Genomic DNA, 15,231 nt, shown 5'->3' with positions numbered 1-15,231 from the left:
CTGAAGTGATCAATATTCTGGATATGCAGAATATGTCAAAGGGAAATCTTTCGCCCGAGCAGCGGCGGTTCATCGACGATCTGGCCGGGCTGCTGTCGGCGTGGAGTATGCCCGGCAATGCCGCGCGGCTTTACGGCTATCTCCAGATGATGAACGAGCCGGTGAGCCTGGATGACATCGCGCGCGATCTGGAGATCAGCAAAAGCAACGCCTGCACCGCCGCCAAGGTGCTGGAAGAGCATGGCAATGCCCGCCGGCTGGGCGAGCGCGGGACCAAGCGGGTGTTCTATGTCGCGGGGGACGATCCCGGCGCGCCGCTGCGCAAGCAGGCGCAGACGCTGGGCCGCATGGCGGAGCTGATCACCGCGCGCAAGGCCAGCGTGGCGACTGGCGCGGCGCGGGAACGGATGGCCGGGCTCGCCGGCTTCCACAAGGCGTTGCAGAACGCGATGGAAGCGGTGATCCTGCCCGAACGCCGGCAGGACGCAGCCTGACCCCGCGCGGCTTCAGGCCGGCTCGCGCGCCAGGGCGGCGGCGGGCGGCGCGGGTGCGGGCTCCAGCCGGGGCAGTCCTTCGGCCACGCGCGCGCGATAGGCGGCAATGCCTGCGTCCTTGACCGGGCCATAACCCGCGACCAGTTCCGGGGCGGCGGCAAGCTGGATGGCGACGGGCAGCGTCGCGGGCGTGACGCGGGCGGCGATATCGCGGACGAGATCCTTGTATTCGCCGATCAGCGCGCGTTCCAGCCGCCGCTCGGCGGTATGGCCGAACGGGTCGAACGCGGTGCCGCGCAGGCCCTTGAGCCTTGCCAGCAGGCCGAACACGGGAAAGATCCAGCCGCCGAACGCGATCTTCCGGGGGCGCCCTGTCCGCGCATCCTTGCGCCAGGCCAGCAGCGGCGGGGCGAGGTGGACCTTGAGCCGGGGGCTGCCGGCGAAGGCATCGGCCAGTTGCGCGCGGAAGGCCGGATCGCTGTACAGCCGGGCCACCTCGTATTCGTCCTTGTAGGCCATCAGCTTGCCCAGGCCGCGCGCGATCTCGACGCGCAGCGCCTCGCATTCGCCCAGCCCGCGCGCGGCCAGCGTCCCGGCGATATCGTCAAGGAAGGCGCGGTAATCGGCGGCCCAGGCCGGGTTCTGGTAAGCGGCAAGCAGCCTGGCGCGGCTTTCGGTGACGTCCGCCAGGGTCACGGGAAAGGCGGGCTGGTGCGCCGGCGCGTCGGCGAGATCGAACAGGTCGGCCGCGCCATCCGCCGCCAGCCGCCCGAGCGCCAGCGCGGCGAGGTTCGCTTTCGCGGCGATCCCGTTCAGCCGGATCGCTTCCTCGATCGCGTCGAGCCCCACCGGCAGCAGGCCCTTCTGCGCCGCGAAGCCGACCATCATCAGGTTGGTGAAGATCGAATCGCCCAGCAGCCGCGTCGCCAGCGATCCGGCGCGCAGCGCGGCGATCCGGGCCGGATCGACCCGCTTGCCGATCGCCGCGAGGAAGCGCGTGACGGTAAGGTCAAGATCGCGGTTGCGCTGGAACTCGCCCGTCGGAACCACATCCTCGTTCGCCAGCACATGCGTATCGGGCCGGGCGAGCGCGAGCACGTCGGGCGCCGAGCCGACCACCAGATCGCAGGCGATGATCACGTCGGCCTGCCCGGTGCCCAGCCGCGCGGAGGGAATCGCCCGCATATCCGCGCCGATGCGGATATGGCTCGTCACCGCGCCGCCCTTCTGCGCCATGCCGGTCTGGTCCAGCACCTTGACGGCCTTGCCTTCCAGGTGCGCGGCCATGGCCAGGATCGCGCCCACGGTCAGCACCCCGGTCCCGCCGATGCCGGTGACAAGCAGCGCGCGCGGGGCTTGCACCACGTCGAGCACGGGCGGCGCGGGCAGCCTGGCGACCATGGCCGCCAGCGCCCCGGCGTCGAAATCGCGCCGGGCCGGGCCGGCGCCCGAGACTTCGACGAAGCTGGGGCAGAATCCCTTGATGCAGCTATAGTCCTTGTTGCAGGTGGATTGGTCGATCGCCCGCTTGCGGCCGAACTCGGTCTCCACCGGCGTGACGGAAAGGCAGTTCGACTGCACCGAGCAATCGCCGCAGCCTTCGCACACGGCGGTGTTGATGAACAATCGCTTGTCGGGATCGGGGTATTGGCCCTTCTTGCGCCGCCGCCGCTTCTCGTTGGCGCAAGTCTGCTCATAGACGATGCCGCTGGTGCCGTTCACCTCGCGCAATTCGCGCTGGACCGCGTCAAGCTCGTCGCGATGGCGCACGCGCACGCCGGAGGGCAGGGGGCTGTCGGCAAAGCGCGACGGGTCTTCGCTTACCAGCACGACCGGCCAGACGCCTTCGATCACCAGTTCGCGCACGATCTGCTCGGGGCTGAGCGCGCCTTCGGCCGGCTGGCCGCCGGTCATCGCCACGGCATCGTTGTAGAGGATCTTGAAGGTGACGCGGCTTTTGGCCGCCACCGCCGCGCGGATCGTCAGCAGGCCGGAATGGGTATAGGTGCCGTCGCCCAGGTTCTGGAACATGTGCGGCGTATCGACGAAGCTTTGCGCGGCGACCCAGGGCATCCCTTCCTGCCCCATGCTGACGGTCTGCATCGTGTGGCGCTCGGGCATGTAATGGGCCAGGCCATGGCACCCCGTCGCCCCCATCGCTGCGCTGCCTTCGGGCACCAGGGTCGATGTGTTGTGCGGGCAGCCCGAGCAGAAATAGGCCGGGCGGATCGCGGTGAGCGCCAGCAGCCGGGCGCCGCCTTCCATCTCGCGCAGAGCCGCATCGCGCGCGGCGGCTTCCTCCGGCAGCAGGCCGAGCGTGGCCAGCCGCTGCACCAGCGCGCGGCGCACCGTGCCGGGATCGAGCACGCCGATCTCGGCCAGCAGCCGCGTGCCGTCGGGCGCGGTCTTGCCCGAAAGCGCCGGGGCATCGGCGCGGCCATAGAAGATGCGCGCGATCTGATCCTCGATGAAGGCGCGCTTCTCCTCGATCACCAGCACTTCGCCGCTGCCGCCGCAGGCTTCGCGCAGGAAGCCGGCATCGACCGGCCAGACCAGACCGAGCTTGACCACGCGCAGGCCGATGGCGCGGCATCGCGCTGCGCCGAGCCCCAGGTCGGCGAGCGCCTGGCAGACATCGAGCCACGCCTTGCCGGCGCTCACCACGGTCAGCCGGCGATCGGGCGCGTCCTGCGTCACGCGGTCGAGCCGGTTGAGGCTTGCGAACAGCGGCACGATCGGCAGCCGCTGCTCGATCACCGCCTGCTCCTGCTGCAGCGCCGACATCGCGATGCGCAAGTTGGGTGAGGAACCGGGGGGCAACTCGGGCATGGCGATGGGGAACGCGTGCCCCGGCAGTGTCACCGTCGTCGTCAGGTCGAGCGTGTCGGTCACGGCCTTCAGGCCCACATAAAGCCCGCTCGCGCGCGAGAGCGCCCAGCCGAGCTGGCCCATCGACAGGATCTCGTCAGTGGTGGCGGGATAGAGCACCGGCACCATCGCGGTGACGAGCACGTGTTCGGACTGGTGCGCGGTGAGCGATGACTTGGCGGCATGGTCGTCGCCGCACAGCAGCAGCGCGCCGCCGTTGCGGTGGGTGCCTTCGAAATTGGCCGCCTTGATCGCCTCGCCCGCGCGCTCGACGCCCACGCCCTTGGCATACCACAGCGCAAACACCCCATCGACGCGCGGCTTGCCGTACCAGTCGAGCTGCTGCGTGCCGCGCAGCGACGTCGCCGCCAGTTCCTCGTTCAGCCCCGGCTCGAAGCGGATGTCGTGCGCGTCCAGCAGCGTCTGCGCGGCCCAGAGCTGCGCATCGAGCGTGGTGATCGGGGAGCCGCGATAGCCGGTGACATAGCCCGCGGTCCCGAGGCCCGCCGCCGCATCGCGGCGCGACTGGTCAAGCAGCAGGCGCACCACGCCCTGCAGCGCGGAGAGCATCACTTGCCCTTCGCCCTGCGTATATTTGTCATCCAGCGTGACGACGGTTCTGGTCACGGCTTCCCCGGGGTTCTCTTGTCGTGGCCGGGCTTTCCAGATGGGTGGCGGGCGCGCAAGCGGAACGGGCGTTTGCGCCGTGGCGGTCAATTCGCCTTGCCTCGAATGCGCCGGGGATCACATGCCCCGGTCCGCTGGCCTCAGGCCGGCTCGCGCAAATACCCGGCGAGGCGCGGCACGTCGGCCAGCGCGCGCAGCGCGTCGTTGAGGTGGGTGCAGCCTTGCGGGCCGCGCAATTGCGCGAGCACGTCTTCGCGAATGTCCGAGATCCGCCGGCCGACCAGCCGCTGGGTGTTGTGCACCGCGCCCGGGCATTCGGAGAAGGGCAGGATGCGCGCTTCGGGCGTGAGCGCGAGGATCTCCAGCGTTTCCAGGTCCGCCGTCGCGGTCATGCGGTACTCGTGGATGGCGACACGGCCGCCGTCCTTCTGCTTGGCGCTGTCCTGAAAGGCGGAATCGATCCGCAGCAGGCCGGCGGCCTCATCGCGCACCACGTCGATCCGGCGCGCGCGGCGAAAGCCGGGGCCTTCGCTTTCGGGCAACTCGTGCCAGCCATGCGGATCGGCCGGATTGCGCACGTCGCCGGCATCGGCATCGGCGACATTGTTGGGCGGGCCGCCCGGCTGCACGCCGCTGTGGCCTTCCTGCAGGCCCCAGCAGATGTTGACGCGCTTTTCCATCAGCCGGGCGTGTTCTTCGGCGCCCAGCCGGTCGCGCAGGCGCTCGGCCCAGTCGGGAAACCACTGCGACCAGGCGAAGTCGGAAACCAGCGCGGTGCCCGAGATATCGTCGAGCACGAGGTAGAGCGGATCGCTGCGGGCGATGAGATCGGGCATCACTTCCTTGAGCAGCAGCCGCAAGTGGCCGCCGCCGCGCGCGCCCACGAGTTGCGCGATCATCCCCGGATCGCGATCGGCGGTGATCGTGGTGATGGTCTTGTCCTGGGCCAGCCGCGCTTCGAAGCGCGCCTGCGCCACCGTCTCGCCCGGCCCGCCCGCCACCGGGGTGAGCAGATCGCGCGCGCTGCCGATGAACAGCCGCTCGCCTTCGGGCCCATCGGGCCAGGATACGTCGATGCTGGAGGTGCGGCGCACCGAATCGGCCGGTCGGAACGGGGCCGGGTTCGCGGTGCTGCGCGGCGGAGGGGGGAGCGTTGCCATTGCCATGCCTGCCAAGGTGTCCCCCCGGCGGGCGGTTATCAAGCCTTGTCTGCCACGCGCACCAGCAGCTTGCCGACATGGGCATTGCCCGAAAACACGCTGGCAAAGGCCTCGGGCGCGGCTTCCAGCCCTTCGACCACCGCTTCGGGGAAGCGGATCTTGCCCTGTTTCATCCACCCGGCGATGTCGTCGAGCCCTTTCTGTCCGGCGAAGATGCCGGCGAAACCCTTGATCTCCAGCCCCTTGGCCATGATGTGGCGGTAGAAACCGGGCAAGTGATCGGGACCGGGTCCTTCCATGCCGACGCCGTAATAGGCGATGTAGCCGCACATCGGCATCCGCGCGCCGCGATTGAGCAGCGGCAGCACCGCGAGCGTGACATCGCCGCCGACATTGTCGAGATAGACGTCGGCGCCATCGGGCAAGGCGGCCTTGAACTGGTCCGCGAAATCGGCGGCCTTGTAATCCACCGCCGCATCGAAGCCGAGATCGCGCAGCGCGCGGCACTTGTCCGGCCCGCCGGCGATGCCGACCGCGCGCGCGCCCAGCACTTTGGCGATCTGTCCGGCGATCGAGCCGACCGCGCCGGCGGCGGCCGAGATCACCACGGTCTCGCCCGGCTTGACCCGGCCGACCGTGACGATGCCTTCATGCGCCGTCTGCCCCGGCCCGCCCAGCGCGCCAAGCGCGGTGGAAACGGGCGCGAGGCCGGGATCGAGCTTGCGCGGCGGCCCGCGATAATCGCTCCGGTCCGGGGCGACGATGGCATATTCGCGCCAGCCGGTGCGCCCTTCGACGAAATCGCCCACCGCATAGTCGGGGTGGTTCGATGCCACGACTTCGGACACGGTCGGCCCGAACATCACCTCGCCCAGCTGCATATGCGTCGCGCCCGAGAGCAGCTTCTCGTCGATCGAAAAGCGAATCAGCGGATCGAGCGCCAGCCACAGCGTCTTCAGCAGGATCTCGCGCTCGCCCGCCTCGGGGATCGGCACTTGCTCGATGCGGAAATCCGATGGCCGGGGATTGCCGCGCGCATAGGCGGCAAGCACCACCTGCCGCATCATGCCGGCCATCTCAGCGTCCCACCTTGCGGCCCGCGACCAGCCCGCCATCCACCGGCAGGTTCACTCCGGTGATGTTGGCGGCAAGGTCGGAGCACAGGAACATCGCGGCCGCCGCCGTGTCGCGCGGGTCGATCGCCTTGCCCAGCGGATGGGCGCGGCCCATGCCTTGCAGGATCGCGTCGCGCTGCTCGCTGTCGGGGTTCATCCCGGCATAGTGGGTCAACATGCCCGCCGGGCAGACCGCGTTGACCCGGATGCCCTGGTCCGCCACCTCGATCGCGAGCGCGCGGGTAAGCTGGACGACGGCGCCCTTGGTCGCGCCGTAGAGCACGCCGCCATAGCCCATCAGGCCCGCCACCGAAGCGGTGCTGACGATCGCGCCGCCGCTCCCCTGCATGGCGAACTGGCGGATCGCCGCCTGGCATCCGTAGATCACGCCGTTGATGTTGACGTCCTCCACCCGCTTCATCTCCTCGGGATCGCACTCGACCAGCGAACGCAGGCCCTTGCCGGGCACGGGGCTGATGGTGATGCCGGCATTGTTGTAGATCACGTCGAGCCGGCCGAACGCCTCGACCGCCGCCGCGACCGTGGCATCGACCGAGGCCGGATCGGCGACGTTGCAAGCCACCGCCCGCGCCTCGCCGCCCGCCGCGCGCGCCATCGCGGCGGTCTCTTCGGCATTGGCGCCGTCGATGTCGGCGGCGATCACCCTGGCGCCGTGCTCGCAGAACAGCAGCACGGCGGCGCGGCCCACCCCCGAACCCGCGCCGGTGATGACCGCAACCTTGCCCTGAACCAGTCCGTCCATCGTTCTCTCCCCTCGTTCGGTCACGCGCCGATGTTCAGCGTCGTCAGCATCTGGAATTCGCGCAGGCCCTCGACACCGCGTTCGCGGCCCAACCCGCTCATCTTGATGCCGCCGCCGCTGGCATAGCTCGACATCAGCGCGCCGTTGACGTTGATCGCGCCGCTGCGCATCCGCAGCGCGGTTTGCAGTGCCAGCGGGCGGTCCTTGCCATGGACGAAGCCCGAAAGGCCGTATCGCGAATCGTTGGCCATCCGCACCGCGTGGTCGAGGTCGCGGTAGCCGATCACCCCCACCACGGGGCCGAAGATCTCCTCTTGCGCCGCCGGATTGGCATTGTCGGGCAGATCGAGCACGGTCGGCTCGAAATAGAACCCCTTGTCGAGCCCGGCCGGCCGCTTGCCGCCCGTCACGACCGTGCCGCCGGCCGCGACCGCGGCCTGGGTGAAATGCTCGCAGCGGGCGCGCTGGGCGGCGCTGATCACCGGGCCCAATTGGGTGGCGGGATCGCTCGCCGGGCCGATCTTCACCTGCGCCATGGCGGCGGCCAGGCCGTCCAGCACTTGGCCCTTGGCCTCCTCCGGCACGAACATGCGCGTGCCGAGCACGCAGCCCTGGCCGGCGTGCGAGGTGCACACGATCATGCCGTGCATCACCGCCTTGTCGACCGAATCGGGCAGGAAGATCTGCGCCGACTTGCCGCCGAGTTCGAGCACCAGCCGCTTCAGCGTCGGCGCGGCCTGTTCGGCCACCCTGGCGCCGACCGTGCACGATCCGGTGAAGGAAACCAGATCGACGCGCGGATCGGTGGTCATCAGCCGGCCGCCATCGAGCCCGCCTTCGACCACGACGTTCATCACGCCCCTGGGCAGACCGGCCTCGTCGGCGGCTTCGGCGAAGATCATCGCACTGATCGGCGTCAGCGGATTGGGCCGCAGCACCACCGAGTTGCCCGCCATCAGCCCCGGCACGACTTTCCAGAACGCGGTGTAGAGCGGCACGTTGTAGGCCGAGATCGCCGAGACCACGCCGAGCGGCGACCAGCGCTTGAGACTCTGGATGACGAAATGGGCATTGACCCGCTCGTGCAGCGGAATCGGGTTCTCCTCGATTTCCGGCAGCCTCAGGAACATGTCGATGATCTCGTCGGTCATGCGCAGCGGCGCATGGACCTGGGCCATCATCACCGAGGAGGAGACCGGGCAGCCGGCTTCCACGATCGCCAGTTCCTTCAGCCGGTCCGCGCGCTTGCGCAACGCCTCGCCGAAGCGCGTCATGGCGGCGGCGCGTTCCTTCATCGCCAGGCCCGACCATGCGCCGTCATCGAAAGCGCGGCGCGCGGCGGCGATCGCCGCTTCGACTTGCGCGGGCGAAACGCCGGTCACTTGCGCCACCACCGATTCGTCGGACGGATTTTCCACCGCGAACGCCGCGCCTTCGCCCCTGACGAAAGCGCCGTCGATATAGCCCGTGTAGTCCAGCAGACCTCTCCCGCAAAAATTCGATATTTCGAATGATTTTTCGGTCAGGAGACTAGCCAAGCTGCCCGAGGCCGTCAATCGCGCTCTGGCTGCATCGGCGCCGATCGCCGGTTGCCACGGCGATGGCCCGTGCCTAAACCCGGCGCGGCCACCCGCCCGATGGGAGCCGGGCACGAGAGGACAAGGATACCACCCGCGATGCGTTACACCGACTTTCTGAAGCAGCAGTGCTATATCGACGGAAAGTGGTGCGATGCCGATTCCGGCGGCATTTTCGATGTCCTCGATCCCGGCACCGGCCAGGTTTTGGGCACGGTGCCGAAGATGGGCCAGGTGGAAACCGCCCGCGCGATCGACGCGGCCGAGGCCGCGCTGCCGGCCTGGCGCGCGAAGACTGCCGGCGAACGCGCGAAGCTGATGCGCAAGCTCTATGACCTGATGATGGAACACCAGGAGCCGCTGGGCGAACTGCTCAGCCGCGAGCAGGGCAAGCCTTTCGCCGAAGGCAAGGGCGAGATCGCCTATGGCGCCGGCTTCATCGAATGGTTCGCCGAAGAGGGCAAGCGCGCCTATGGCGACGTGATCCCCAGCCACGCGGCGGACCGGCGCATTGTTGTGCTGAAGCAGGGCATCGGCGTGGTCGGCGCGATCACCCCGTGGAATTTCCCCAACGCGATGATCACCCGCAAGCTGGGCCCGGCGCTGGCGGCGGGCTGCACCATCGTGATCAAGCCGGCTTCGGCCACGCCCTTTTCCGCGCTGGCGATCGCCGTGCTGTGCGAGATGGCGGGGATTCCGGCAGGCGTGGTCAATGTCGTGACCGGCAGCGCCGGCCAGATCGGCGGCGAGCTGACCGCCAATCCCAAGGTCGCCAAGATCACTTTCACCGGATCGACCGAGATTGGCCGCGACTTGCTGCGCGAATGCGCCGAGACGGTGAAGAAATGCTCGATGGAACTGGGCGGCAACGCGCCGTTCCTGGTGTTCGACGATGCCGATGTCGATGCCGCGATCGACGGCGCGATGATCTCCAAGTTCCGCAATGGCGGCCAGACCTGCGTGTGCACCAACCGCTTTTACGTGCAGGACGGCGTCTATGACGAATTCGTCGGCAAGCTGGCCGATCGCGTCAGCCGGATGAAGGTCGGCTATGCGATGGACCCCGGCGTCGATATCGGCGCGATGATCGACGAGAAGGCGATCGAGAAGGTGGAAGAGCACCTTGAGGACGCGCTGGCGGGCGGGGCCACCGTGCTGGCCGGCGGCAAGCGCAGCGAACTGGGCGGCACCTATTTCTGCCCCACCGTGGTCTCGGGCGTGAAGCCCGACATGAAGCTCGCGCGCGAGGAGACCTTCGGGCCGCTCGCCGGCGTGATCCGCTTCACCGACGAGGCCGAGGCGATCCGCCTGGCCAACGATACCGAGTTCGGCCTGGCGAGCTATTTCTACTCGCGCGATCTCAGCCGCGTCTGGCGCGTCGCCGAGGCGCTGGAGGCGGGCATGGTTGGCATCAACACCGGCCTGATCTCCACCGAGGTCGCGCCGTTCGGCGGGGTCAAGCAATCGGGCCTGGGCCGCGAGGGTTCGAAATACGGGCTCGAGGATTTTCTCGAGGTCAAATACCTGTGCATGGGCATCCAGACGCGGCCTTGACGTGAATGCGGCGCTGGCCCTTGCGATGGCGCTTGCCTGGGCGGCGGGGCCTGCCATGCCGGACCTGCCCGTGCGGATCGGCGGCGCGGCCGAGCTTGACGCCTGCGGTTCGCTCGCGCGGGTAGCGCGGCTGAAGCGCGGCGGCGAAAACTTCCTCAGCGTGCGTGCGCGCCCCTCGCCGCGCGCGAGGGAACTGGACCGGCTTGGCCCCGGCCGGCTGGTCTGGATCTGCGATGCGGCGATGGACGGCGCGTGGACCGGCATCGTCTATGCGCCGGCCGCTGGCGATGCCGATTGCGGCGTGGGTTCCCCCGTGCCGCATCGCCGGGCCTATGCCGGCACTTGCGCTTCGGGCTGGGTGGCCAGCCGCTTCCTCGAAGGCGTCGCGGGATAGAGCCCGCGCGCGGTTCAGGCCATCGCTTTCACCACCGCGCACCATTCGCCGAAAGCGTGGATACGCTCCCACATCAACTGGCGCGTGCCGGCGAAGTTGTGGACATGGCCCATGCGCGGGCAGACGAACAGGTCGATGCTGCGCGCCGAGCGATAGGCGCGCGGCTCGCCCAGCGGATCGGGCACCAGATCGCGCACGCCCATCGCCGCCAGCACCGGCACGGTGATCGCCGCCGCTTCCAGCGCGACGATGCCCGGCGTCAGCGTCGCGCGGGCCGCCCGCTCGGGCGTGCGCGGCGCATACCAAGGCGCGCGCGCGGGCGCATCGTCCCCGCCGGCGAGAGTCCCGACGGTGCCGTAATGCCGCAAGTCGAGCGCGACGATATCGGGCGCGACGTCATCGTAGTGGAACCCCCAGGCCAGCGATTTCCACGCCGCCGCGTCGTGCGATCCCTCCGCCTCGGCCGCCGCCATGGCCTCGGCGTTGAGCGGCTCGCTGTCGGCCAGGGTCGCGTCGCGCGGGTACCAGGCGACCAGCACGGGCGGTTCGCCCGGCGCGGTGGCGGGGTGGCTGTGGATCGCGCTGAAGCCCAGCACGCCGATCCCGTCATAGCTGCGGTGGCGCGCCTGCTGGCAGATCAGGAGCGCCCCGCCCAGCGAATGGCCGATGCCGATCACCGTCGGCTGGTTGACCGGGGGAAAGCCGGGCGCGAGCACGCCGTTCGCCAGCCGCAGCAGGATTTCCCGCTCGGCGGCATCGGCGGCGGCGCCCAGCACGGCGAACGTCAGCGCCTCGGCATCGGGCGCGGCCTCATCCGCGCAGCCCAGGGTGTCGAGCGCCACGAAGATCCAGCCCCGGGCGGCGTGCCAGGGCGCCTGCGCACCCTGGCCGGGCCCCGGCAGCGCGTGGGTGTAATAGCCGCGCGCATAGCTGCTGCTGGGCCGCGCGAAGCAGACCACCGGACGATCGGGCACCAGCGCGGGATCGGGCAGCACCACGCTGGCGCCAAGGCGCGCCGCGACGCCGAGCCCCAGCGCATCGCTGACATCCACGGTGATCTCGATCTGCCGCACCTTGCTCCTCCCCAGCGGGCGCTTGTTGCGCCGCGCGTCGCCGCGCGTCAAAGCGAAATCGCGCGGGCGGGCGTTGACCGGCCGGCGCGATCGCCGCATCCTGGGCCCGACAAGGCCGCATGGGCCGGACGAAAGCGGGAGATTGGCAAGGTGGCGGCAAAGTCCGCGGGGCAGGAACCGGCGGGGCCGGGCGGGCGCCCGGTGTCCGAGATCGTGGCGGGCATCCGCCTGTCGGGCCGCACCTGGTGCTATGCCGATTTCGCCGGGGCCGCCGGCTTCGCGGTCGCCCCGGCGGACGGGGTGTTCTTCCACGCGGTGATCCACGGCGCGGTGCGTGTCGCCTGCACGGGTGGCGCCAGGGCCGAGCTGGGGCCGGGCGATGCCGTTTTCGTGCTTTCGGGTGAAGCGCACGCGCTGCGCACCGCGCCCGGAGCGCCCGCGCAGCCCCATGCCTGCTTGCGCGCGGGCGACGAGGCGGACATCCCGCCGACCTGGGTTTTCGGCGAAGGTGGCCGGATCGGCGCGCGCGTGCTCAGCGCGCGGCTGGGCATCGCATGGCCGGGCGAGATCGGGCGCGGCGCGCTGCCGGCGCTGCTGCCGGTCGCCAGCGCCGCCGCGCCGCTGCTGCGGCCCGATGCGATCGCTGCCGCCGGGATCGGGCCGGGCGCCTGCGCGCTGCTGACGCGGCTGGCCGAACTGCTGCTGATCGCCGCACTGCGGGCCGATCCGGCGGCGCGCGCGTTCCTCTCGCCGCGCCCCCGCGATCCGATCGGTGAGGCGGTGCGGATGATCGCGGCCCACCCCGCCGCCGACTGGACGGTCGGGACGCTGGCGCACGCGGTGGGCATGGGGCGATCGAACTTCGCCGCGCATTTCACGCGCGAGATCGGCCGCGCGCCGATGGAAGTCGTCGCCGAACATCGCATGGAGCAGGCCGCGATCATGCTGCGGCAAGGGCGGCTGAAGATCGCCGAGATCGGCGAGATGGCCGGATACGGATCGGAAGCCGCGTTCAGCCGCCGCTTCACCCGGCACTTCGGCGTCACCCCCAGCCAGATGCGCGAAACCGCGCGCGCCGCGCGCGTGCCGGCGCCAGTGCCCGCGCCCGCGTTCCGGCCGCTGCTTTCGGGCGAGCCGGCCCGGGACATGGCCGCCTTCGCCCGCGCGCGCGCCGCCACCGAGCCGGCCCCGCGTGAGGACGACGACGATGGCGGCACTTCCCGCGCTGCGCCGCCGCCACCCCGGCGGTCCTTCCTGTTTCCCGGCCGGCGCGACTGAGCCCGCGCCGGCGCGCTGGACGATCGGTCATGCCCCGTGGAGGGGCGGGACTTGCCGCTCCGCGCCGCCTGCGCGACCACGCGAGGCACAACATCAGTCCCCGGGAGAAGCTCCATGGCCACCGCCACGCTCGAACAGCCGCAAGCCCAGTCCAGGATCAAGGTGATCGATGCCGATACGCATCTCACCGAACCGCACGACATGTGGACGCGGCGCGCCTCGGCCCGGTTCCGCGACCGGGTGCCGCAAGTCAGGATGCTGAACGGCCAGCGCTGCTGGGTGATCGATGGCGACCAGTCGATCGGCACCGGCGCGCATCCCAATTCCTCGATCCTCAAGCAAGGCGGCAAGGTTCGCGACCTCGACACTTTCCTCAAGCTCCAGTTCGAGGATGTCCACACCGGCTCGTCCAATGTGAAGGACCGCATCGCGGTGATGGACGCGGCCGGGATCCATGCCCAGATCGTCTATCCCAACATCCTGGGCTTCGGCGGGCAGGCTTCGGCCAGGGTCGATCCCGAGCTGCGGCTCGAATGCGTGCGCATCTACAACGACGCGATGGCCGAGCTTCAGGAGGAATCGGGCCAGCGACTGTTCCCGATGGCGCTGCTGCCGTGGTGGGACGTGGCCGAAGCGGTCAAGGAGACCGAGCGCTGCGCGGCGATGGGCCTGCGCGGGATCAACATCAATTCCGATCCGCACACCACCCGGGGCGATGACGGCAATATGATCCCCGATCTGGGGACCGAGCACTGGTTCCCGCTCTATGAGCTGTGCAATGACCGGGACATCCCGATCAACTTCCACATCGGCGCCTCGGAAACCTCGATCGACTGGATGGGGCAGCAGGGCTGGCCCTCGCTGCCGCGCGATCTGCGCTCGGGCATCAGCGGGGCGATGCTGTTCTTCAACAACGGCAAGGTCGTCTCGAACCTGATCTATTCGGGCATCCTCGACCGGTTTCGCAACCTCAAGTTCGTCTCGGTGGAAAGCGGCATCGGCTGGGTGCCGTTCCTGATGGAAGCGCTGGACTACCAGCTTGCGGAAATCGCCGAGACCAAGGGGTTCGAAAAGCAGCCCTCGGAATACTTCAAGAGCAATTTCTATGCCTGCTTCTGGTTCGAGAAGAACGACGTTTCGGACATGCTCCACAAGGTCGGCGTCGATAATTGCCTGTTCGAAACCGATTTTCCGCACCCGACATCGCTTTATCCGATCGACAACCTGGAAGAGCGCCTGTCCAGCCTGACGCAGGAAGACCGGGCCAAGGTGCTCAGCCGCAATGCCGCCCGGCTCTACCGGATCGCGATCTGACGCCGGACGCAAGGCCTTCGCCGGGAAAAACTGAACATATGTTCAAAGCGGGGTTTCCGGTCGCGCGGATTCGGCTAAGCGGTTGGCCGGTCACGTGAGTCCGAGGGAGAGTTTTTCGCATGTCCTACAAAGTTGCCATCGTCACCGGCGCCGCCGCCGGCATTGGCGCCGCCTGTTCCAAGCGTCTCGCGCAGGATGGCATCGCCATTGGCGTGCTCGATCTTGACGAGGCGCGCTGCGCCGAAACGGTCGCGGCGATCAAGCAGGCGGGCGGCACCGCCATCGCGCTGGGCGCCGACGTTTCCCATCGCGAGCAGGCCAGCGCCGCCGTGGCCAGGTGCCGCGACGCGCTGGGCCCGATCTCCATCCTGGTCAACAACGCCGGCATCACCGATTTCACCCCGTTCGAGGAGATGACCGACGAGCGCTGGGATCTGATCTTCGCGATCAACACGCGCGGGCCGATGATCCTGACGCAGCTGGTGCTCAAGGACATGAAGGACGCCGGCTGGGGCCGCATCGTCAACATCTCCTCGTCGAGCGCGCAGACCGGCGCGATCAACATGGTGGCCTATTCCGCCTCGAAAGGCGCGGTCGTCACCATGACGCGTTCGATGGCGCAGGAATTCGGTCCCTACGGCATCACCGTCAACAATATCCCGCCCGGATCGGTGATGGGCACGATCATGTCCGAAGCCAACCGCGAGCGCTTCCAGATCCCGACCGAAGTGCTGCTGCAGACCATTCCAGTGCGCCGCATGGGTGAACCGGGCGATATCGCCAATGCCTGCGCCTGGCTGTGCCACGAGGCGAGCGGCTATGTCACCGGCCAGACCATCGGCGTGAACGGCGGCCGCGTCGTTTCCTGAGGCCCGATTTCGCGAGGCCGCGAGGGCGGGGGGCCGCCGCGTAGCGGGGTGGAAGGGGGGTATGCCGCCAGCGGCTATACCCCTCCGTCAGCGTCGCGCGCTGCCACCTCTCCTACACGGAGAGGATCTTGTCCTGGCAAGGCGT

The 15,231-nt window shown here is 69.3% G+C and carries 12 protein-coding genes; 6 read left to right on the top strand and 6 right to left on the bottom strand.

All coding sequences use genetic code 11. The annotated features are described in order from the left end of the window. Positions 1 to 23: 23 nt before the first annotated feature. Positions 24 to 494 (top strand): GbsR/MarR family transcriptional regulator, encoded by a 471-nt coding sequence (locus PYV00_RS20190; RefSeq protein ID WP_275230120.1) that lies wholly within the window; start codon positions 24 to 26, stop codon positions 492 to 494. Positions 495 to 506: 12 nt separating this feature from the next. Here PYV00_RS20190 and PYV00_RS20185 read toward each other — a convergent pair whose 3' ends face one another. From PYV00_RS20185 to PYV00_RS20165, 5 genes are all read right to left on the bottom strand, one after another. Further along, positions 507 to 3,989 carry an indolepyruvate ferredoxin oxidoreductase family protein gene (locus tag PYV00_RS20185; protein ID WP_275230119.1) on the bottom strand — a complete coding sequence of 1,161 codons (3,483 nt, stop codon included), beginning with the start codon at positions 3,987 to 3,989 and terminating at the stop codon, positions 507 to 509. 140 nt (positions 3,990 to 4,129) lie between these two features. Further along, complete coding sequence (locus PYV00_RS20180) at positions 4,130 to 5,155, bottom strand: DUF2889 domain-containing protein (RefSeq protein ID WP_275230118.1); 1,026 nt, start codon at positions 5,153 to 5,155, stop codon at positions 4,130 to 4,132. Positions 5,156 to 5,187: 32 nt separating this feature from the next. Then, a complete protein-coding gene (locus PYV00_RS20175; protein ID WP_275230117.1) occupies positions 5,188 to 6,225 on the bottom strand; it encodes an NADP-dependent oxidoreductase in 1,038 nt (345 codons plus the stop codon). Position 6,226: 1 nt separating this feature from the next. Beyond that, on the bottom strand, positions 6,227 to 7,027 hold the full coding sequence (locus PYV00_RS20170) for an SDR family NAD(P)-dependent oxidoreductase (protein WP_275230116.1): 801 nt from the start codon (positions 7,025 to 7,027) through the stop codon (positions 6,227 to 6,229). A 20-nt stretch (positions 7,028 to 7,047) separates the two neighbouring features. Then, positions 7,048 to 8,565: an aldehyde dehydrogenase family protein gene (locus PYV00_RS20165; protein ID WP_275230115.1), complete on the bottom strand. Its 1,518-nt coding sequence runs from the start codon at positions 8,563 to 8,565 to the stop codon at positions 7,048 to 7,050. A 138-nt stretch (positions 8,566 to 8,703) separates the two neighbouring features. Here PYV00_RS20165 and PYV00_RS20160 point away from each other — a divergent pair, with 138 nt between their 5' ends. Both PYV00_RS20160 and PYV00_RS20155 read left to right on the top strand, forming a co-directional pair. Further along, positions 8,704 to 10,158, top strand: a complete 1,455-nt coding sequence (locus PYV00_RS20160; protein WP_275230114.1) for an NAD-dependent succinate-semialdehyde dehydrogenase — start codon at positions 8,704 to 8,706, stop codon at positions 10,156 to 10,158. 55 nt (positions 10,159 to 10,213) lie between these two features. Continuing rightward, complete coding sequence (locus tag PYV00_RS20155) at positions 10,214 to 10,552, top strand: hypothetical protein (RefSeq protein ID WP_275230113.1); 339 nt, start codon at positions 10,214 to 10,216, stop codon at positions 10,550 to 10,552. A gap of 14 nt (positions 10,553 to 10,566) precedes the next feature. Here the strand turns inward: PYV00_RS20155 and PYV00_RS20150 are convergent, their stop codons facing one another. Continuing rightward, positions 10,567 to 11,724, bottom strand: a complete 1,158-nt coding sequence (locus PYV00_RS20150; RefSeq protein ID WP_275230112.1) for a hypothetical protein — start codon at positions 11,722 to 11,724, stop codon at positions 10,567 to 10,569. Positions 11,725 to 11,775: 51 nt separating this feature from the next. Here PYV00_RS20150 and PYV00_RS20145 point away from each other — a divergent pair, with 51 nt between their 5' ends. The 3 genes from PYV00_RS20145 to PYV00_RS20135 all read left to right on the top strand — a co-directional run bounded on the left by PYV00_RS20145 (position 11,776) and on the right by PYV00_RS20135 (position 15,086). Beyond that, positions 11,776 to 12,903 carry an AraC family transcriptional regulator gene (locus PYV00_RS20145; protein WP_275230111.1) on the top strand — a complete coding sequence of 376 codons (1,128 nt, stop codon included), beginning with the start codon at positions 11,776 to 11,778 and terminating at the stop codon, positions 12,901 to 12,903. 114 nt (positions 12,904 to 13,017) lie between these two features. Next, positions 13,018 to 14,217 carry an amidohydrolase family protein gene (locus PYV00_RS20140; protein WP_275230110.1) on the top strand — a complete coding sequence of 400 codons (1,200 nt, stop codon included), beginning with the start codon at positions 13,018 to 13,020 and terminating at the stop codon, positions 14,215 to 14,217. Positions 14,218 to 14,336: 119 nt separating this feature from the next. Next, positions 14,337 to 15,086 carry an SDR family NAD(P)-dependent oxidoreductase gene (locus tag PYV00_RS20135; protein WP_275230109.1) on the top strand — a complete coding sequence of 250 codons (750 nt, stop codon included), beginning with the start codon at positions 14,337 to 14,339 and terminating at the stop codon, positions 15,084 to 15,086. Positions 15,087 to 15,231: the final 145 nt, after the last annotated feature.

Origin of the sequence: Novosphingobium album (ex Liu et al. 2023) (assembly GCF_029076845.1) — a bacterium.
Lineage (GTDB): Bacteria > Pseudomonadota > Alphaproteobacteria > Sphingomonadales > Sphingomonadaceae > Novosphingobium.
The sequence above is the reverse complement of the archived record's forward strand: the minus strand, read 5'-3'. Positions and strand labels throughout refer to the sequence as shown.